The 20746-nt window shown below is 37.6% G+C and carries 15 protein-coding genes; all 15 read left to right on the top strand.

All coding sequences use genetic code 11. The annotated features are described in order from the left end of the window. Positions 1 to 8 precede the first annotated feature (8 nt). The 15 genes from recA (at position 9) to deoB (ending at position 20736) form a co-directional block, all read left to right on the top strand. Positions 9 to 1070 (top strand): recombinase RecA, encoded by a 1062-nt coding sequence (recA, locus tag HZY91_RS01160; RefSeq protein WP_197113857.1) that lies wholly within the window; start codon positions 9 to 11, stop codon positions 1068 to 1070. Between the two features lie 194 nt (positions 1071 to 1264). Then, the gene (rny, locus tag HZY91_RS01155; protein WP_438940335.1) at positions 1265 to 2821 is read left to right on the top strand and encodes a ribonuclease Y; all 1557 of its coding nucleotides are present in this window, start codon (positions 1265 to 1267) and stop codon (positions 2819 to 2821) included. A 130-nt stretch (positions 2822 to 2951) separates the two neighbouring features. Further along, complete coding sequence (locus tag HZY91_RS01150; RefSeq protein WP_197113851.1) at positions 2952 to 3734, top strand: TIGR00282 family metallophosphoesterase; 783 nt, start codon at positions 2952 to 2954, stop codon at positions 3732 to 3734. A 30-nt stretch (positions 3735 to 3764) separates the two neighbouring features. Beyond that, positions 3765 to 6353: a DNA mismatch repair protein MutS gene (mutS, locus tag HZY91_RS01145; protein WP_197113848.1), complete on the top strand. Its 2589-nt coding sequence runs from the start codon at positions 3765 to 3767 to the stop codon at positions 6351 to 6353. Positions 6354 to 6400: 47 nt separating this feature from the next. Beyond that, entirely contained in the window at positions 6401 to 8287 is a 1887-nt protein-coding gene (gene mutL / locus HZY91_RS01140; protein ID WP_197113845.1) for a DNA mismatch repair endonuclease MutL, read from the top strand. Further along, complete coding sequence (gene msrB / locus HZY91_RS01135; RefSeq protein ID WP_197113843.1) at positions 8280 to 8717, top strand: peptide-methionine (R)-S-oxide reductase MsrB; 438 nt, start codon at positions 8280 to 8282, stop codon at positions 8715 to 8717. Before mutL ends, msrB begins: the two co-directional genes overlap by 8 nt. Before the next feature lies 1 nt (position 8718). Next, positions 8719 to 9297, top strand: a complete 579-nt coding sequence (gene ruvA / locus HZY91_RS01130) for a Holliday junction branch migration protein RuvA (protein ID WP_197113841.1) — start codon at positions 8719 to 8721, stop codon at positions 9295 to 9297. Positions 9298 to 9338: 41 nt separating this feature from the next. Then, positions 9339 to 10346 (top strand): Holliday junction branch migration DNA helicase RuvB, encoded by a 1008-nt coding sequence (gene ruvB, locus HZY91_RS01125; RefSeq protein ID WP_235991438.1) that lies wholly within the window; start codon positions 9339 to 9341, stop codon positions 10344 to 10346. Between the two features lie 20 nt (positions 10347 to 10366). Beyond that, the gene (gene queA / locus HZY91_RS01120; RefSeq protein WP_197113837.1) at positions 10367 to 11404 is read left to right on the top strand and encodes a tRNA preQ1(34) S-adenosylmethionine ribosyltransferase-isomerase QueA; all 1038 of its coding nucleotides are present in this window, start codon (positions 10367 to 10369) and stop codon (positions 11402 to 11404) included. Between the two features lie 20 nt (positions 11405 to 11424). Beyond that, positions 11425 to 14769 (top strand): DNA polymerase III subunit alpha, encoded by a 3345-nt coding sequence (gene dnaE, locus HZY91_RS01115; protein WP_197113835.1) that lies wholly within the window; start codon positions 11425 to 11427, stop codon positions 14767 to 14769. Between the two features lie 146 nt (positions 14770 to 14915). Beyond that, on the top strand, positions 14916 to 15887 hold the full coding sequence (locus tag HZY91_RS01110) for an ATP-dependent 6-phosphofructokinase (RefSeq protein ID WP_197113833.1): 972 nt from the start codon (positions 14916 to 14918) through the stop codon (positions 15885 to 15887). Positions 15888 to 15907: 20 nt separating this feature from the next. Then, positions 15908 to 17665: a pyruvate kinase gene (pyk, locus tag HZY91_RS01105; RefSeq protein WP_197113831.1), complete on the top strand. Its 1758-nt coding sequence runs from the start codon at positions 15908 to 15910 to the stop codon at positions 17663 to 17665. A gap of 114 nt (positions 17666 to 17779) precedes the next feature. Further along, positions 17780 to 18664, top strand: a complete 885-nt coding sequence (locus HZY91_RS11135; protein ID WP_328751391.1) for a CvfB family protein — start codon at positions 17780 to 17782, stop codon at positions 18662 to 18664. Beyond that, the gene (gene xerD / locus HZY91_RS01095) at positions 18651 to 19553 is read left to right on the top strand and encodes a site-specific tyrosine recombinase XerD (RefSeq protein WP_197113829.1); all 903 of its coding nucleotides are present in this window, start codon (positions 18651 to 18653) and stop codon (positions 19551 to 19553) included. Before HZY91_RS11135 ends, xerD begins: the two co-directional genes overlap by 14 nt. A 13-nt stretch (positions 19554 to 19566) precedes the next feature. Beyond that, positions 19567 to 20736, top strand: a complete 1170-nt coding sequence (gene deoB, locus HZY91_RS01090; RefSeq protein WP_197113827.1) for a phosphopentomutase — start codon at positions 19567 to 19569, stop codon at positions 20734 to 20736. The last annotated feature ends 10 nt before the right edge of the window (positions 20737 to 20746 follow it).

Raw genomic sequence — 20746 nt, 5'->3', positions numbered from 1 at the left:
GGAAAAATATGGTAGATGAGAATCGTAAAAAAGCATTAGATCAAGCATTAAAAGGAATTGAAAAGAATTTTGGTAAGGGTGCTATTATGCGCCTAGGTGATCAGACACATCGAGATATTGAAACCATTCCGTCTGGGTCTTTAGCTTTGGATGTAGCCCTAGGAATTGGAGGCTATCCACGGGGAAGAATTATTGAATGCTACGGACCTGAATCATCAGGTAAAACAACTGTTGCTTTGCATGCAATAGCCTCTGTTCAAAAGCAGGGAGGGTTAGCAGCCTTTATTGATGCAGAGCATGCTTTAGATCCTCAATATGCTGCCAAATTAGGAGTCGATATTGATGAGCTTTTACTTTCGCAACCTGACACAGGAGAGCAAGGATTAGAAATTGCGGATGCGCTTGTGTCTTCAGGAGCGATTGATATCGTGGTAGTCGATTCAGTGGCAGCTCTTGTACCACGAGCTGAAATTGAAGGTGAGATGGGTGACTCTCATATCGGATTACAGGCTCGGTTGATGTCACAAGCAATGCGAAAACTATCAGGGTCAATTAATAAAACTAAAACGATTGCCTTTTTTATTAATCAAATTCGTGAAAAGGTTGGGGTCATGTTCGGTAATCCAGAAACAACCCCTGGGGGAAGAGCGTTAAAGTTTTATTCTTCGATTAGAATGGAAGTAAGAAGAACTGAAACCTTAAAGCAAGCAGGACAAGCCTATGGTAATCGTACAAGAGTGAAAATTGTAAAAAATAAAATGGCTCCTCCTTTTAAAGAAGCGATGGTAGACATTGTCTATGGTGTTGGCATCTCTCAAACGGGTGAGTTAGTGGATATGGCGGCAGATGTTGATATTATTAATAAAGCTGGTTCTTGGTATTCTTATAAGGACGAACGAATTGGTCAAGGACGAGAAAATGCTAAACAATTCTTAGATGATAATCCTTCTATTCGCCAAGAAATTGAAACACAAGTTCGTGAACATTATCAGATTGGTAGTAAAGAAGAAGATCATACTGAAACACAGTTAAACAGCGCAGCTGAGCAATTAACAATTGAAGAAGAATAATTTTACGGAACTATCAATCATCTTGATAGTTCTTTTTATAAGCATTTAGATAGATTAATAAAGGAAACTGGTGGATTCATTTGACACTTACTCTGATTAAAAGTATTATTATAATGTGGAAAACCACAATTTTATGTTCTAACTTTTAACATGAAAAATAAAATATAATAGATACGGAGGTGATTCTCTTGGACATGGGTATGTCACTCGCCTTCGCTATCGTTGCTTTAATTGCAGGTGTTGCGATTGGATATTTTCTTAAGAAAAAAGCTGATGAAAAGTCGTTAGCTGGAGCAAAATCAAATGCTGAAGCTATAATAGATGATGCCATCAATCAAGCTCAAAACTTGAAACGTGAAGCGCTTTTTGAAGCGAAGGAAGAGAATATTAAATATCGTAATGAGATTGAACAAGAGCTCAAAGACCGTCGTCAAGAGGCTACGAGATTTGAAAATCGTTTGATCCAAAAAGAAGAAAACCTGGAAAAGAAGAGTAATTTACTCGATAATCGTGAGGCATTATTGGAAACAAAAGAATCTGACTATTTAAAGCGTAAGGAAGAAATTGATGTTAATAAAGAGGAAATCGAAACTTTATTAGCTCAGCAAAAAGAAGAGTTAGAAAAAGTTGCCATGATGTCACGTGACGATGCCAAAGAAATTATTTTGAAAGAAACTGAAGAAACTCTTTCAAATGAAATTGCTGTTATGGTTAGAGATGCTGATCAGAAAGCAAGAGATGAAGCAGATCGCAATGCGAAAAGTGTCATTTTACAAGCTATCCAGCGAAGTGCAACGGACTTAGTGACTGAAAATTCTGTTACCGTTGTTCACCTACCCAATGATGATATGAAGGGACGAATTATCGGACGAGAAGGTCGAAATATTCGTACTTTAGAAAGTCTAACAGGAATCGATTTGATAGTAGATGATACGCCGGAAACGGTAGTATTAAGTGGTTTTGATCCAATTAGACGTGAGATTGCTCGAATTGCACTTGAAAAATTAATTCAAGATGGTAGAATTCACCCAGCCAGAATAGAAGAAATGGTTGAAAGAGCCCGCAAAGAGATGGATGAAAAAGTAAGAGAAGTTGGAGAAGAAGCCGTATTTGATGTCGGTGTTCATTCAATGCATCCAGACCTCATTAAAATATTAGGCCGACTCGCTTATCGGACCTCTTATGGGCAGAACGTCTTAAAACATTCAGTAGAAGTTGCTAAATTAGCCGGTGTGATGGCTGGAGAGCTCAATGAGGATGTAGCGCTTGCTAAGAGAGCAGGTTTATTGCATGACATTGGTAAAGCTCTTGACCAAGAAATAGAAGGTTCACACGTTGAGATTGGTGCAGAAATAGCCAACCGTTATAAAGAAAATGAAACTGTTATTAATGCTATTGCTTCCCACCATGGCGATACAAAACCAACTTCAATTATTTCAGAATTAGTCGCTGCGGCTGATGCTTTATCTGCTGCTCGACCTGGTGCCAGAAGTGAATCACTTGAAAACTATATTCGCCGTTTGCAACAACTTGAAGAAATTGCCAATGACTATGATGGTGTCTCACAATCCTACGCTATTCAAGCTGGACGTGAAGTACGAGTCATAGTAGCACCAGATAAGATTAATGATGCTAAGGCAGTGGTATTAGCTCGAGATGTTAAGAAACGCATTGAAAATGAAATGAAATATCCAGGCAATATTAAAGTGACGGTTATTCGCGAAATTAGAGCCGTAGAGTACGCTAAATAAAAGTTGACACAACTCCCTCGGAGTTGTGTTTTTATATGAATGCTATTTATTATATTTTTTGTTAAAATACATATATTAGTAAGAATAATTATCTTTTTGAAACAACTTAAATCAAACGAAAGAGGCATATATGAAACTAATATTTATTGGGGATATTGTTGGAGAAAACGGTCAGAACGCCATAGTGGAATTTTTACCCCAAATTAAGCAAGAGTTTCGTCCACAATTAACAATCGCTAACGCTGAGAATATCTCAGATGGTAGAGGCATTCACCAAAAGCATTACAAATGGCTTTTAAATCAAGGAATTGATGTGATCACGCTAGGAAACCATGCCTTTGATAACCGCAATATTTTTGAATTTATCCACAATGCAAAATGTTTGGTGCGTCCCATTAACTTGCCTGAATCAACTCCTGGTCATGGTGTACATTATGTAAAAATCAATCATTTAGAGATTGCTGTTTTAAATGTACTCGGGACCGCCTTTATGAACATCGGAATCAATGCTTTTGTCTATTTGGATACATTAATTGATCAGATAAGAAAAAGGACACCTCATATTTTTATTGACTTTCATGCTGAGTCAACAAGTGAAAAACAAGCCTTTGCTCATTGGCTAGATGGAAAAGTATCGGCAGTAGTAGGTACCCACACTCATGTTCAAACAAATGATGGTCATATTTTAAATAAAGGTACAGCCTATTTGACGGATGTTGGGATGACAGGTTCAGCGGATTCGATTATTGGCTTTAATAAACAAACGGTCATTCATCGTTTTCTAACACAGCTTCCTAGCCGAATGGAGGTTGAAGTCAAAGGACCTAGATTATTAAGCGCTGTTTTCTTGGAATTAGATGATCAAACTGGAAAAGCTTTAAAAATAGTGCCGATATTAAAGGTGAATCGATAGATTATGAGATAATTGGATAGGATGATAGAAATGGCGAAAGCTAAGAACAATGATACCCCTATGATGCAGCAATATCATTCCTTAAAAGAAAAATATCAGGATGCCATCCTCTTTTTTCGTTTAGGAGACTTTTATGAAATGTTTTTTGAAGATGCTCTGGAAGCATCCAGGATACTCGAAATCACTTTAACTTCTCGCAATAAAAAGGCAGAGAAGCCTGTTCCTATGTGTGGAGTTCCTTATCATTCAGCCACAGAATATATTAAACGTTTAGTTCAAGCCGGACATAAAGTAGCGGTCTGTGAACAAATGGAAGATCCAAGATTAACCAAAGGAATGGTGAAACGAGATGTGGTCCAAGTGATCACACCCGGGACCATCATGGAGGATACTGCTTTAGAGCAGAAGGAAAACAACTTTCTTGCAACCATTATAAAGGCAGAAGGTATTTATTTTTTAATCTATCTTGATATTTCAACTGGTCAGAGCCGTTTAACTCATACGGAAGATTGGACCCAATTCCTGAGTGAAATTCAGACGATTAAACCAAGTGAATTGGTTTATAATCCGGAAACTTTTAATGGTTTCACAGCAGAAGAAATAAATCGAATGATGGACCAAGTGAATGTTTATATCACTCATTATATTTATCATGCAGATGATATGTCTGTCATGCTTGATTTAGAAGAAGCCAATGAAGTAGAAATGGAACTCATACAATACTTATCAGCTTATCTTTATTCCGTTCAGAAGCAAAAGCTCGATCATATGCAGACTGTTGAGCGTTATGAATTAAATCAATACCTTCAAATGAATCAATACACTAAGACTCAGCTTGAGTTAACAGAATCCTTGCGAACCCAAAAAAGAAAAGGATCTTTACTATGGCTAATGGATCGAACTCAAACAGCCATGGGAGGACGAATGCTTCATCAATGGCTGGACAAACCTCTGTTAAAAGAAAAAGCCTTGAAAAGCCGTCATCAGAAAGTAGCTTCATTAATTGATCACTATTTTGAGAGGGTAGAAGTCTCAGCAACCTTAAAGAAAATATATGACTTAGAGCGTTTAGTAACAAAAATATCAATGCAGACCGTCAATGCTCGTGAGATCGATCAGTTAAGGGAATCTTTAGGACAGCTTCCTCGTATTAATTTTTACCTACGACAAATCAATGAGTCTGGTAAAGATAATAGTCAGCCTACCTTTGAAAAATTAGAGGAGTTTGACTCTTTATTAGAATTGATCAATCAAGTTTTAGTGGATGAACCTCCCATTTCAGTTACAGAAGGACGCCTAATCAGAACAGGCTATAATCTCGAACTTGATCAGTATCGAGATGCTTTAGATAATGGGGAACAGTGGTTACTAAAATTACAGCAAGAGGAAAGAAGTAAAACCGGATTAAAAACGTTAAAAATTGGGTTTAATAAAGTTTTTGGTTATTATATTGAAATTAGTCGAAATCAAGCGGAGTTACTTAAGGATGATCGATATATTCGTAAACAGACACTCGCCAATAATGAACGTTTCATCACGGAAGAATTAAAAGAAATTGAGAATACAATTCTAGGTGCACAAGAAAAGGCAACTCAATTAGAATACCAATTGTTTGTTGAATTAAGGAATAAAATTAATGTTTATGGCAGTTCTTTGCAGCTGCTAGCACAAAAAATTGCGGAATTAGATGTCCTCTGTAATTTTGCTAATTTAAGTGAAGAAGAAGCTTACGTGCAGGCAGAAATTTCAAAAGATCCAAAAAGTTTTTGTTTGATTGAAAATCGACACCCTGTTCTTGAAAAATTAATTGGGAAAGATAAATTTGTTGCGAATGATTTCATCGTACAAGACGGTCAGTTTGTTCTGTTATTAACGGGACCCAATATGTCTGGAAAATCCACTTACATGCGGCAAATAGCTTATAGTGTCATTCTTAATCAGATTGGTTGCTTTGTTCCTGCAAAACAAGCCTCCCTACCATTAGTCGATCAAATCTTCACTCGCATTGGATCTTCGGATGACTTGTCGAGTGGTCAATCAACTTTTATGGTGGAAATGCTTGAAACTAATTATGCTCTACAGAATGCAACTCAAAGAAGTTTAATTTTATTTGATGAAATTGGTAGGGGAACTGCTACATTTGATGGAATTGCATTAGCAGAAGCCATCCTTTACCATATCAGTCAAGAAGTAAAAGCCGTTACCATTTTTTCAACTCATTATCATGAGTTAACAGACTTAGACCAAGCACTAGATGCTGTGCGAAATATTCATGTCGGTGCGGTTGAGGAGGATGGCAATTTAGTTTTTCTCTATAAAATTTTGGAAGGGCCTGCCGATAAATCGTATGGAATTCACGTTGCTCAATTGGCAGGCTTACCCTCTTTATTAATTGAACGTAGCCGTGAGGTGCTTCATGAATTAGAATCGAACGCTAAGCACTTACGCCAACCTCGCTCTAAGCAATTATCCCTCTTTGAAAAAGAAAAAGAAGAGGAAGTGATGCCTTTGCCTTCATTATCGATGGTTGAAGAGGAAATAGTCGAGTTAAATATTAGTCAATTAACTCCTTTAGAAGCTTTGAATCTTTTAGCTGAACTACAAAAGAAACTTAACTAAGAAATGATAGAATTTCCTATGCATTTAAATAGAAAAGAGGTGAAGCAATGGGGAAAATTAAGCAAATGGATCGTTCTCTCGCTAACCAAATTGCTGCGGGTGAAGTAGTCGAACGCCCCGCTTCTGTGGTTAAAGAATTAGTTGAGAATGCAATTGATGCGAATGCACATCATATACAAGTGGAAGTAAAAGAAGCAGGTATCCAACAAATTAAAGTGATAGATGATGGAGTTGGGATGAACAAAGATGATTTACACATGACCTATCTCCCTCATGCCACTAGTAAAATTTACTCAGTCCATGATCTCTTTCAAATCCAATCGTTAGGCTTTAGGGGAGAGGCATTAGCTTCTATAGCGTCGGTCGCCAAAGTACGAATTGAATCGAGCTTGTCTCGTGGACAATATGTTAATCAAGGCTATTATATTGAAGTAGAAAACTCTAAATTGATCCAGAGCGGAACTTGTCCCCCAAGAGGTGGGACAATTGTTCAAGTTGACTCACTTTTTTATAACACGCCAGCTCGTTTGAAACATCTGGCAAGCTTAAAAACCGAAATGCGACATATTATTACGATTATGCAAGATTTGGCACTGGCCTATCCTGAAATAGCTTTTGTTCTAAAATCTGAAGAGCAGACAGTGGTTCAAACAATAGGAAATGGTGATCTAAGACAGACCATTGCTAATTTATATCAGCCGTATTTAGCCCGAGAACTATTAAAAATCAAACAAGCTAATGATGAATTTGAAATTTGGGGTTATATTTCACCCCCTCAGCAAACGCGCACAAGCCGTCACTACATTCATTGGATGGTGAATGGACGTGTGGTCAAAAGCCCTCGTCTTAGTAATGTTCTGTTAAGCGCTTATGGCAAACAATTGATGATAGGTCGCTTTCCTTTATCATTTATCCATATCCAACTGGATCCACGATTAGTAGATGTCAATGTGCATCCAACAAAGCAGACGATTCGTCTAAGTAAAGAAGAAGACTTATCACTCTTGTTAACACAAGCAATAGAAACGACGCTCAAACAACATCGAACGGTCCCTGAAGCCGGTGAAACTCTTTTTAAACGAAAAGGATATAACCCAAAAGACCAGTCACTTGTTTTAGATTACCAGTTTGCCCCTGAAGTGGGGCGGACGATTCCTCATACAGAATTTAACAAAGAAATTATTTGCGAAGAAGTAGAAAATGTTCAGATACCCACCCCTGCTCCTAGCATACAAGAATCAACTGATGAAGAGATAGAAATAGCTGGAGCTCAAATAGATTCCAACAAATCAAGACCAGAATTAAAAAAAGAAACAGCGGGAATCGATTTTGCTTCTTTGCGATATGTTGGACAGATACATGGAACTTATTTAATAGCGGAAAGCTTGACAGGATTTTTTCTCATTGATCAACACGCTGCTCAAGAACGCCTTCGTTACGAGCAATTGATGAAGAATCATCCCGAAACCCTTAATCAACAGCAACTACTTGTGCCAAAACTTTTTGAATTTGACCAGAACCTTTCAGTCCTTGTTGAAGAACACGCCGAGAAACTTCAGGAATTAGGGATTTTTTTACAGGCTTTCGGTCCGAAAAGTTATCAACTTGAAGCTTATCCTGTATGGATAGAAGCAGATGAATTGGATCGACTAATACCTGATATTATTGAGAAACTTAAACAGCAACCGCACTTATCGATTAATGAAATGAGAGAAGCAAGTATCATCATGCAATCTTGCCGAGGCGCCATTAAAGCTAATCAATATTTAACAAAAGAAGAAGCGATCCAATTAATCCATGATATGCAATTTTTAGAAGATCCTTATCATTGCCCACATGGACGTCCTGTGTTCGTCGAATTTGACCAAAAAACGCTTGAAAAATTATTTAAACGAATTCAAGATAGTCATCAAGGAGGAAGAATTTATGAGTAAAGAAAAATACAATCAACAAATTAAACAATTAAACGATATTCAATATAAAGTCACACAAGAAGAAGCAACAGAACGACCATTTACAGGAGAATATGACAACTTTTATGAAAAAGGTATTTATGTGGATATCGTGAGCGGGGAGCCTCTATTCTCAAGTGCTACAAAATATGATGCAGGATGCGGTTGGCCTTCATTCACTCAACCAATCAATGCTGATTCGATTTCTGAACATGAAGATCGCAAATTATTTGTTCCACGGACAGAAGTTCGCTCAAGAGAAGCAGACTCTCATTTAGGCCATGTATTCCCTGATGGACCGAAAGACCAAGGAGGATTAAGATATTGCATTAACTCTGCTTCCTTAAAATTCATTCCTTATGAAGAAATGGATCAAGCAGGCTATGGTGACTATAAGCAGTGGGTAGAATAGTATGTATCAGTATATTACAGGAACAATCCAACAGATTACTCCCACTTACTTAATTATTGACAATACCCAGATCGGCTATCAAATATGGTGTGCCAATCCCTTTCGTTGGCAAGAACAGCTAGGCGAATGTGTTACCATTTATTTAGAGTTAGTGGTACGAGAAGATTCGATGCTCTTATATGGCTTTAAAAATCAAGAAGAAAAAGATCTTTTTCTTCAATTAAATCGTGTATCCGGCATTGGGCCTAAGAGCGCTTTGTCTATATTAGCATTGGATGATCATGAAGGACTTGTAGCAGCAATTGAAAATGCAGATGCTAAATACTTAATGAAATTTCCTGGTGTAGGTAAAAAAACCGCTCAACAAATGATTCTAGACCTTCAGGGAAAAATTGCGCTTGATGTAACAGAAATCAAGCAAGAGACGATTTCTTCGGATATTGAAGAAGTCACAGCAGCTTTAGTAGGCTTAGGTTATTCCCAAAGGGAGATTAATAAAGTGAAACCACTCATTGAACAAGAATCTTTTACTAATACACAGGAAGCCTTGAGTTTTGCTTTTAAAATGCTAATAAAATAAGGCGGAACAGTTAGACACTGTCTAGATAAGGAGAGATGGAATTGGATAATGAACGCATTTTATCGAGTGATTCACAAGAGGGTGACTTGACAGACTTTTTATCCTTGCGTCCTCGTTTCCTAAGAGAATATATTGGGCAGCAAAAGGTCAAAAATGAATTAGACATTTATATTAAAGCTGCGCTTAAAAGAGAAGAAGCTCTCGATCATGTTCTTTTATATGGCCCCCCTGGATTAGGAAAAACGACTTTAGCTCTAGTGATTGCTAATGAATTGGATGTTCAAATCAAAACAAGTTCAGGACCTGCTATTGAGCGTCCAGGAGACTTATTGGCGATTCTAAATGAGTTGAACGCTGGAGATATTCTATTTATTGATGAAATTCATCGTCTCCCAAGAATCGTAGAAGAAGTCCTTTATTCTGCGATGGAAGACTATTATGTAGATATTGTCGTCGGTCAGGGTGCGACTTCGCAACCCATTCATTTTGAATTACCTCCTTTTACTTTAATTGGAGCGACAACTCGTGCAGGAATGCTAAGCCAACCTCTTAGAGATCGGTTTGGAATCATGGCACATATGCAGTACTATCAAGAGGCTGATCTAAATGAAATTGTGAAACGTTCTGCTCAAGTATTTGGAGTAGATATTCATCCAGATGCTTCTTATGAAATTGCCTTAAGAAGCCGGGGGACACCTCGGGTGGCTAATCGCATTTTAAGAAGGGTAAGAGATTTTGCCCAGGTGAATGATGGTGATGGGAATATTGGCTTTCAGCATGCACAAAAGGCTTTAGAAACTCTTGAGATTGATAAATATGGACTTGATGCATTGGATAGACGCTTGCTTCAAACCATGATCGACTATTATAATGGTGGCCCAGTAGGCATTGCTACTATTGCAGTGAACATTGGCGAAGATGTTGTAACGGTAGAAGATATGTACGAGCCTTATTTACTGCAGACAGGGTTTATTCAACGAACCTCTCGAGGAAGAAAAGTAACCTCACTCGCTTATCAACATTTAGGTTATCCGACACCAAAGGAATAAAAGAATAGAGAGAAGAAAAAATGACTTTAACAACAAAAGATTTTGATTATTTACTACCTGAGCACTTGATTGCTCAAACACCACTTGAAGATCGATCCGCTTCAAAATTATTAGTATTGGATCGTACCTCAAATGAAATGATTGATACTGACTTCAAACATGTACTAGATTATTTTAAACCAGGAGATGCTTTAGTGGTCAATGAAACGCGTGTGATTCCAGCAAGAATTTTTGGAATCAAAGCGGATACTGGTGCACATGTGGAAATCTTATTACTTAATAATACAGTGAGGAATTGTTGGGAGTGTCTTGTTAAGCCTGGCAAGCGTGTTCATATTGGGACAGTTTTACATTTTGGTGAAGATGCTCGATTAAAAGGCGAAATTATTGAAAGTCTTGATCATGGGGGCAGAATCATTGAATTTACATATGAAGGAGTCTTCCTTGAGGTATTAGAATCACTAGGGGAAATGCCTTTACCCCCTTATATTAAGGAACGTCTAGAAGATCCAGACCGCTACCAAACAGTATACGCCAAAGAGAATGGTTCTGCTGCAGCTCCCACAGCAGGCCTGCATTTCACTCCAGAACTAATGAAGGCTGCAAAAGACAAAGGAATTGAAATTATTCCTATTCTACTTCATGTTGGTCTCGGAACTTTCCGACCTGTTTCAGTCGATAATCTTGAGGAACATAATATGCATTCTGAGTTTTATCAGGTTAGTCAAGATGCAGCCGCCCGTATTGAACAAGTCAAAGCCCGACAAGGAAAAATTATTGCAGTAGGAACAACTTCTGTGCGAACATTGGAAACCGTTGCCCAAAATAACAAGGGGAAAATTGTCGCTTCCTCAGGATGGACGGATATTTTTATTAAACCGGGCGACTCTTTTTTAGCCGTAGATCATCTGATTACCAACTTTCATTTACCTCAGTCAACTCTAGTAATGCTTGTATCGGCTTTTTATGAGCGAGAAGAAATTTTGAAAGCTTATCAACACGCTGTTGAGAAGGAATACCGTTTCTTTAGCTTTGGAGATGCTATGCTGATTCTATAATTCAGAAAAGAGGGAAGTAAGTGCTATTTAATATTCGAAGTGCTTATTCTTTATTACAATCTACTATCTCAATAGAAGATTATGTTCGTGTAGCCAAGGAACGAGGCTATCAAGCTGTAGGGCTTGCGGATGTGAATGTTCTATATGGAGCCTTAGATTTCTATAAGCGATGCCGTCAAGAAGGTCTGAAACCTATGGTTGGCATGACCTTATTTATGCCAGGTTTTGTGGATCAAAGTAAAAATTTTCCCCTAATAGTCTACTGTATGAACTATCAGGGGTATTTATCTTTGATTCAACTTTCAAAAGCCATTCTTCAAGAGTCAATTTCAGTAAAAAAAGTGAAGGAAATTCTATTTACAGGTCGTAATCATTTATTAATGATTAGTGGAGGACGCTCAGGAGAACTAGAACAAGCGCTAATATATGAAGATTATGAACGTGCTCAAGAAGTATTGCGTCAATGGAAAAAAATCTTTAAAAAAGAAAACATCTATTTAGGCTTATCGATTTATCCTTTCAATGAATTTGAATGTAAGCAAATGATGCATTTTTCTAAGGATTTTTCTTTGCCGATTGTTTCTAATCAATTAGTAGAGTGCCTAGAAAGTGAAGAAGCATTTAGCTTAAAAATTCTACAAGCAATCGATCGGAATGAAGTTTTAGATGATTCCATTTTTAGTTATCGGGGGGCGCACTATCTTTATCCCAAATCTGACTTAGAGCAAATGTATATCGAACAAGGATTAACTCCTATCTTGGAAAATAGCCAAGAATTAAAGAATCGGATTCAGCTAGAACTTCCGCTGGAACAATCGCTTTTACCGAAATTTCCTGTCACTCACCATAAAAATTCATTAGAACTACTGAAAGAATTGACACACCAAGCTTTAATTGAACGCAAAAAAGATCAAAATCCTGACTATCTAGAAAGACTTACCCATGAATTAGAGATTATCAGTAGTATGGACTTTATTGATTATTTTCTGATTGTTTGGGAAATTATGGACTATTGTCACAATAACGGTATTAGAACGGGACCCGGTAGAGGGTCTGCAGCTGGTTCATTAGTAGCTTTTCTATTAAATATTACGCTAGTAGATCCGATTGAATACGGCTTGCTTTTTGAGCGTTTTTTAAATCCTGAGCGGCATAATATGCCAGATATCGATATTGATATTCCAGATGATAAACGTGATCAAGTCTTGCTTTATATTGAGAAACGATATGGTCATCAGCAAGTCGCTCAAATGATTACTTTTGGAAGCTTTGGAGCCAAGCAATCGATTCGGGATACACTTAGAGTCTTAGGGAAAGGAAAAGCCATTCAAGATCGGTGGTCAAAAGCAATTCCCAATGAAGTTTCGATTAGTTTGGAGACTGCTTATCAAAAATCATCAACTTTACGCCAAATATTGAATGAAAATCAACAAAATCAACAAATTTTCTTAGCTGCTAAAACGATCGAAGGTTTGCCACGTCATACCTCAACACATGCATCTGGGGTGGTGATTGCAGACCAAGATCTTAGTCAATGGATTCCTATCATTGAACGTCCTAACCAATTGCAAATCACACAATTTGCGATGGAAGATGTGGAAAGTGTTGGACTGCTAAAAATGGATTTCCTCGGTTTGCGAAATTTGCAATTACTTGATGATATTCTCAACAATATTCGTATTCATCGCAAGGAAAATCTGAATATTAATCAAATCGATATGAATAATCGAGCAACCCTTCAACTTTTTCAAAAAGCAGATACAGCTGGAGTCTTTCAGTTTGAATCACCAGGAATTCGTCAAGTATTAAAAAAATTAAAGCCTGAATCATTTGAAGATATCATTGCTGTTAACGCTCTGTATCGACCTGGCCCTATGCAACAAATCGATCATTTTATCGCAAGAAAACATGGCAAAGAAAAAATAATCTACCTCCATCCAGCCTTAGAACCGATTTTAGATAAAACCTATGGCATTATCGTTTATCAAGAACAAGTGATGAAAATTTGCCAAGAATTAGCGAATTTTAGTTTGGGACAAGCAGATTTATTACGCCGAGCAATGGGAAAAAAAGACATCGCGATTATGAATAAAGAAAAAGAGCATTTTATTGCTGGAGCGCTTTCTAATAATATACCAGAAGAAATAGCTGTTAAAATCTACGATTACATCTATCAATTTGCTAATTATGGTTTTAATCGAGCCCATGCAGCTGTTTATTCAACTTTAGCCTATCAACTTGCTTATCTAAAGTGCCATTATCCTTTAGAATTTTACTTATCTCTCTTGAATCAAGGCCGATCTCTGCATCAATCGAATGATGATTATGTGCGAGCAGCTAAAAACAAACTAGGAAAATTTCTACCTGTAAATATCAACAAATCGGCTGGCCAATTTACTATTGAAAATCAGAAGATTAGAATTGGTCTAATGGCAGTTAAAGGTTTACGCCATGATTTTTGCCAAGCGATTTTAAGCGATAGAAGTTTAGCTGGTCCTTATAGCGATTATCAAAACTTCTTAAATCGGCTACCTAAGAAATTTTTAAAAGAAAATTTAATTCAATTACTTATTAAGTCAGGCGCTCTAGATGTATTTGGCTATTCAAGATCTACCTTATCGGAGAATCTTGATCACTTAATACAATTTCGCATCTTTTCGGGGAATAATCTCAATCTCCTTGAAGAAATTGAACCCAAAATAGAACACTCAAAAGAATGGCCTTACAGTGAAAAACTTCAAGGTGAACGAGAAGTACTTGGTTTCCAATTAGCAGGTCATCCGATTGATGAATATTTAAATTTAATCAAAAACGATGGAACTTGGTCACAAATTGAAGAGATTTTGCTAATGGAAAAGGGGAAAAAAATAAAACTATTAGCTTTTATTGTCAGCCAAAAAGTTATTGAGACAAAAAACCAAGAACTTATGGCGTTTGTAACCGTTAATGATGGTCAACAAGATATTTCATTGGTTTTATTTCCAGCAATTTATCGTCGCTATCAAAATGCAATTTTTAACGAAGGGGTCGTTGCAATTGAGGGAAAAATCGATTTTGATCGACAAAAACAAAAACAAATCATTGTTCAAAGGGTTCAAGCTGCTGATCAATTAAATTTAAATAAAGATTCTAACCACATACAATCCCCCCATAAACTCTATATTCGTTTATTAAATCAAGACACTCAACAAATCGAAGCATTAAAAACACTTGCTCTAGAAAATCCTGGTCCTTTAGAGATTTTCTTAGTAGATCCCCAGCGTAATGCTTGGCAATTAGATCCACAGTATAATATTTCTGCTGCCAAACGAATTATTCAACGATTATATGAAATCTTTGGAAATGACAATGTTTTTTTGAAGTAAATCATTTAACGATTGTTTCTAGCAACCCAAAATCATTACTTAGCCATTTTTTATCCTTCTTATCATTAAAATGACATAGTGAATAAAAGATGATAAACTATAGCTAGATGTTTAAAGTAGATAATAGGAATTTATGAGGTGAATGTATGAGACGGTTAGCAGTCTTGACAAGTGGTGGAGATGCACCTGGAATGAATGCTGCAATACGTGCGGTTGTCGAAGAGGGCTTGCACCATGAAATTGAAGTAATGGGTGTACAGCATGGTTTTAAAGGTTTAGTAGAAGGCGAATATATCAAATTAGGTGTTGCCGATGTTACGCATGCAATCCGTCGAGGAGGGACTATTCTTTATTCAGCTCGCTATCCAGAATTTAAAGAGGAAGCCGTACAAAAGCAAGCCATTAAAAAAATGGAAGAGAATGGAATTGAAGGACTCATTGTGATTGGAGGAGACGGGTCATTTGCAGGAGCTCTTTCTTTAACCAAATTAGGTTTTCCAGCAGTCGGAATTCCAGGAACAATTGACAACGATATTCCAGGAACAGAATATACAATTGGCTTTGATTCTGCAATGACAGCGGCCACCATTGCGATCGACAATATTACTGATACAGCCGCTTCACATAATCGAACTTTTGTCGTCGAAGTGATGGGACGTAACGCTGGGGACATTGCCATATGGGCAGGTGTTGGAACGGGTGCAGATGCCATTATTATTCCTGAAGAAGAATTCTTTATGGGGGATATTGTTCGACGTGTCAGAGCTTCACGCCAACACGGTAAAGATTATTCAATCATCGTTTTAGCAGAAGGTGTCATGGGGGTAGAAGACTTCATAAAAGAATACAAAAAAGAAGCGCCCGAACAAAGTGTTCGTGGAGTGAACTTATCCCATATCCAAAGAGGAGGAAATCCTACTGGAAGAGATCGTGTTTTCGCAACCTTGATGGGAGCCAAAGCAGTAGATCTTATTTTACATGGACAATCGGGAATTTACGTTGGAATTATTGGTGAAGAGCTCGCTGTGTTTGATATTGTTGAAACTCTAGAAAAAGTTAAACATAAAGTCCGTGACGACCTTTATGAGTTAAACCGCTCGCTAACCGACCGTTATTAAGAAGTAAGGGAGATATTTTAATGAAGAAAACAAAAATAGTATGTACTTTAGGTCCCGCAACCACTGAAAAAGATATTATTGTCCAATTGCTAAAAGCCGGAATGAATGTTGGGCGTTTTAATTTTTCTCATGGTAACCATGAAGAGCACTTAGTGCGCTTTAATAATTTTAAAGAAGCAAGAGAAGAAGCGGGTGTGGTCGCTGCCATACTATTGGATACGAAAGGCCCGGAAATTAGAACTCACACTATGGAGAACGATGCCATCACTTTAGAAAAAGGAAAACAAGTTCGAATTGCGATGGAAGAAGTCGTGGGAACGCCTGACAAATTCTCTGTAAGTTATGACCATTTAATCCATGATGTTAATGAAGGCTCTCATATTTTAATTGATGACGGACTAGTAGATCTAAAAGTTATAGAAATTGATCACGAAAACAATGAAATTGTAACTGAAGTGCTTAATACAGGAATATTAAAAACAAAAAAAGGAGTCAATGTTCCTGGCGCATCCTTAAATCTTCCAGGGATCACTGAAAAAGATGAATCAGATATTCGATTTGGTTGTCAACATGGAATCGACTTTATTGCGGCATCATTTGTTAGACGACCAAGTGATGTTTTAGAAATTCGTGCAGTTCTTGAAGAAGAGGGTAAGACCAATGTGAAAATCATTGCTAAAATTGAAAATCATGAAGGTGTCCAAAATATCGATGACATCATTGATGTATCAGACGGTATCATGGTTGCTCGTGGAGATTTAGGAGTGGAAGTCCCCACTGAGGATGTTCCTTTAATTCAAAAAATGATTATTAAGAAGTGTAATCGTGCGGGGAAACCTGTAGTTACCGCGACGCAAATGTTAGATTCCATGCAAAGAAACCCACGCCCCACTCGTGCAGAAGCAGGAGATGTGGCGAATGCTATTTTTGATGGAACAGATGCTGTCATGCTTTCAGGAGAAACAGCTTCTGGAGATTATCCTGTCGAGGCAGTTCAAATGATGGCCCAAATAGCCATTCGAACGGAAGAACAATTACACGGACAAGATGCCTTTACATTAAAAGCTTTCGATAAGAAAGATTTGACGGAAGCTATTGGACAAGCTGTAGGTCATACGGCTAGGAATTTGGGTATTCAAACGATTGTTGCAGCAACTTCTTCTGGTCATACGGCAAGAATGATTGCAAAATATCGTCCTTCAGCTAATATCTTGGCAGCGACTTTTGACGAAGAAGTACAAAGATCCTTATCAATCGTTTGGGGGGTTCAGCCTTTTGTAATTGGTGTTCCAACTTCAACAGATGAAATGTTAGACTCAGCTTCTCAAATGGCGGTTCAACAAGGTTTTGCCAATGAAGGAGATTTAATTCTTATAACCGCAGGTGTACCAGTCGGCGAATCTGGAACTACAAACATTATGAAGATCCAACTTATTGGAACCAAATTGACTTCAGGTCAAGGTGTTGGTAACGGGAACTTTATTGGTAAAGCTGTTATTACGACTAACGCAGAAGAAGCGAATGAATTAGTAGGGCTAGGCTCCGTCTTAGTAACTAACGAAACGGATAGAGACTTTGGTCCAGCGCTTGAGAAAGCAGGTGCCATTGTTTGTGAAAGTGGCGGAATTACTTCACACGCTGCTTTAATTGGTCTAGAACGGGGCATTCCGGTTATTGTAGCAGCAGAAGGCGCCATGGAGGCCATTCAGTCAAACGAACTTATCACCGTTGACGCTCGCAGAGGTCTTGTCTATCGAGGTGCAACCGTCAGCATTTAATTCACCACCCCTTATAATACGAGCAAGTTATAAAGACTTGTTCGTATTTTCTTTGTTTTTTGAACTATGGTAAAATAAAAGCTACTACAGGTACAATAAGAGGAGAAAAAAATAGTGCAATATGGAGAAATAATTACAGCAAAAATTACAGATGAAAATGCCACCCATTACTTTGTACAAAAAAATGGACAAACTTTTGCATTAGCCAAAGATCAAACTGATGGAGAACACTATCAATTAGAAGAAGAAATTGAAGGTCTCATTTATGAGGACATGGATCACCGCCCAGTTATTCAGATCAACTTACCAGATATTCGACCTGGTTTTTTTGGTTGGGGAACCATCACACAGGTTAGAAAAGATTTGGGTGTTTTTGTGGATATTGGTTTATACAATAAAGATATCGTGGTCTCCTTAGATGATTTGCCCGATGATCGATCACATTGGCCACAAAAAGCAGATTGTTTGTATCTGACAATAATGGTTGACCAAAAAAATCGTTTCTGGGGACAAATCGCTAACTATGAAGAAATTGCTAAACTTTTCAAACCAGCTCCTCAACGACTTATGAATCAAGATGTTGAAGCAAGAATTTTTCAATTGAAATTAGCTGGTGCACAATTGATCACTAAAGAAGGATATCGCGCCTTTGTTCATGAAAGTGAATGGATCCTCCCACCACGACTAGGACAGAAAGTTCAAGCCAGAGTAACCAAAGTTCATCCAGATGGTTCGCTCAACCTTTCATTAAAACCTCGTGCCCATGAGGCGATAGAGGATGATGCCACCATGTTGTTACGTTTGCTAGATAAAAGTCCAAACCATTTCTTACCCCTACATGACAAATCAGATCCAGAAGTCATTAAATCTTATTTGGGGATTAGTAAAGGACAATTCAAACGCGCGGTCGGTTCTTTGCTAAAAGATAAAAAAATTCGTCAGGAAAAAGAGAAGGGGCTTTACTTAATAGACAAGGATGATCTAAGTGAAACTCGATGAAATAGTAGAAGGTTTCGAACGCTATTTACTAATCGATCAAGGAAAATCGACTAATACTGTGGCCTCCTATCGGTTAGATATCCGGAAGTTTCTTAAATTTATCCATGAAAAAAAAATAGTCGACATACAAGAAGTTGATTATCACTTTATTCAGGCATATCTCGCCGATTTAAAAAAACAAGCTTATGCTAGTTCTTCAACATCACGAATGCTATCTACCCTCAGACAATTTTTTCTTTTCTTGCTAAAAGAAGGTCTAATTGAACAAAATCCCATGCAATTAATCCAAGGACCAAAACAAGAAAAAAACTTGCCTCATAGCTTAACCATGGAGCAGGTGGATCAAATTCTCAACGCACCAGATCTTACAAGTTTGATCGGAATCAGAGATCGTGCAATATTAGAAGTGATGTATGCTACTGGTTTAAGAGTAAGCGAGTTAACTCAATTGAAAATAGCTGATTTACATCTTGATTTAGGTTTTATCCAAACTATTGGCAAAGGAAATAAAGAACGAATTATCCCATTGGGTGACGAGGCAGTATTCTGGATTAAAGAGTATTTGCAGGATGTTCGTCCAGTTTTTGCTGCCAAAAAAACAGCCATTCAAACGCCTATCTTATTTTTAACAGAGAGAGGAAAGTTTTTTACTCGTCAGGGCATCTGGAAAAATCTAAAAAAATATGTTCAAGTGGCAGGATTAAATCAATCAGTCTCTCCCCATATGTTGAGGCATTCTTTTGCGACTCATCTATTAGAAAATGGGGCTGATTTAAGAATGGTTCAAGAATTGTTAGGACATTCAGATATCTCCACAACTCAAATATATACTCATATCTCTAAACACCGTTTACAAGAAGTTTATCGAAAGAACTTTCCTAGAGCTTAGCAAGGAGGAAAATATGACATTTAAAAGAATACATTTATTGGTTATGGATTCAGTAGGGATTGGTGAAGCAAATGATGCAGAGCATTTTGGTGATAGTGGAGCTCATACCTTGGGACATATTGCAGAATCGATGGAGCTCACCTTACCAAATTTAGAAGCAATGGGATTAGGCAATATTGAAGTCATAAAAGGCATCAAACCAGTCGATTCTCCCATTGCATATTGGACTAAATTAGCTGAGAAATCAGCTGGAAAAGATACGATGACGGGGCATTGGGAAATTATGGGACTCATCATCGATCGCTCATTTCGTGTTTTTCCAAACGGTTTTCCTGCGGAACTGATTCATAGAATCGAAGATTTCTCAGGGCGAAAAGTTATAGCGAATCGACCTGCTTCAGGAACTGAAATTATTGAAGAATTAGGTCAGCATCATGTAGAGACAGGGAGTTTGATCGTTTATACTTCAGCAGACTCTGTCTTGCAAATAGCAGCACACGAAGAAATCGTTCCTTTAGAGGAACTTTATCGAATTTGTGAATATGCACGAGACATTACGCGAGATGAGCCGTATATGATTGGTCGGATTATCGCCCGTCCATTTGTAGGTCAGGCACCGAATTATACTCGCACGAGTAATCGACATGACTATGCCCTAGATCCTTTTGGTAAAACTTGTTTAGACTTTCTAAAAGAAGCTCATTATGATGTGATTGCTATCGGTAAAATCAATGACATTTTTAATGGTGCAGGTATTACGCAATCCATTCGCACAAAAAGTAACATGGATGGCGTGGATCAATTGTTATCTGTGATGAAGCAAGATTTTAATGGCATTTCATTCACGAACTTAGTGGATTTCGATGCAGTATATGGGCATAGAAGAAATCCACTAGGGTATGGGCAAGCTTTACAAGCATTTGATGAAAGGATTCCTGAAATAATAAATAAAATGCAGGAAAATGATCTATTACTTATTACTGCTGATCATGGAAATGATCCAACTTTTCCAGGAACAGACCATACGCGAGAATTCGTTCCACTATTGGCCTATTCAAAAAGTTTTACTCATACAAAAGAGTTAAATGCTGAATCTTTCAGTGATATTGCCGCAAGTATTTCAGATCATTTTAATACCAAAAGTACTGGAAATGGTCAATCTTTTATGGATCAATTAGTATAGGAGAAATTAA

This window comes from Facklamia lactis (genome assembly GCF_015863205.1).
GTDB classification, from domain to species: Bacteria; Bacillota; Bacilli; order Lactobacillales; family Aerococcaceae; genus Facklamia; species Facklamia lactis.
This window is presented reverse-complemented; position numbering and strand designations above follow the sequence as displayed.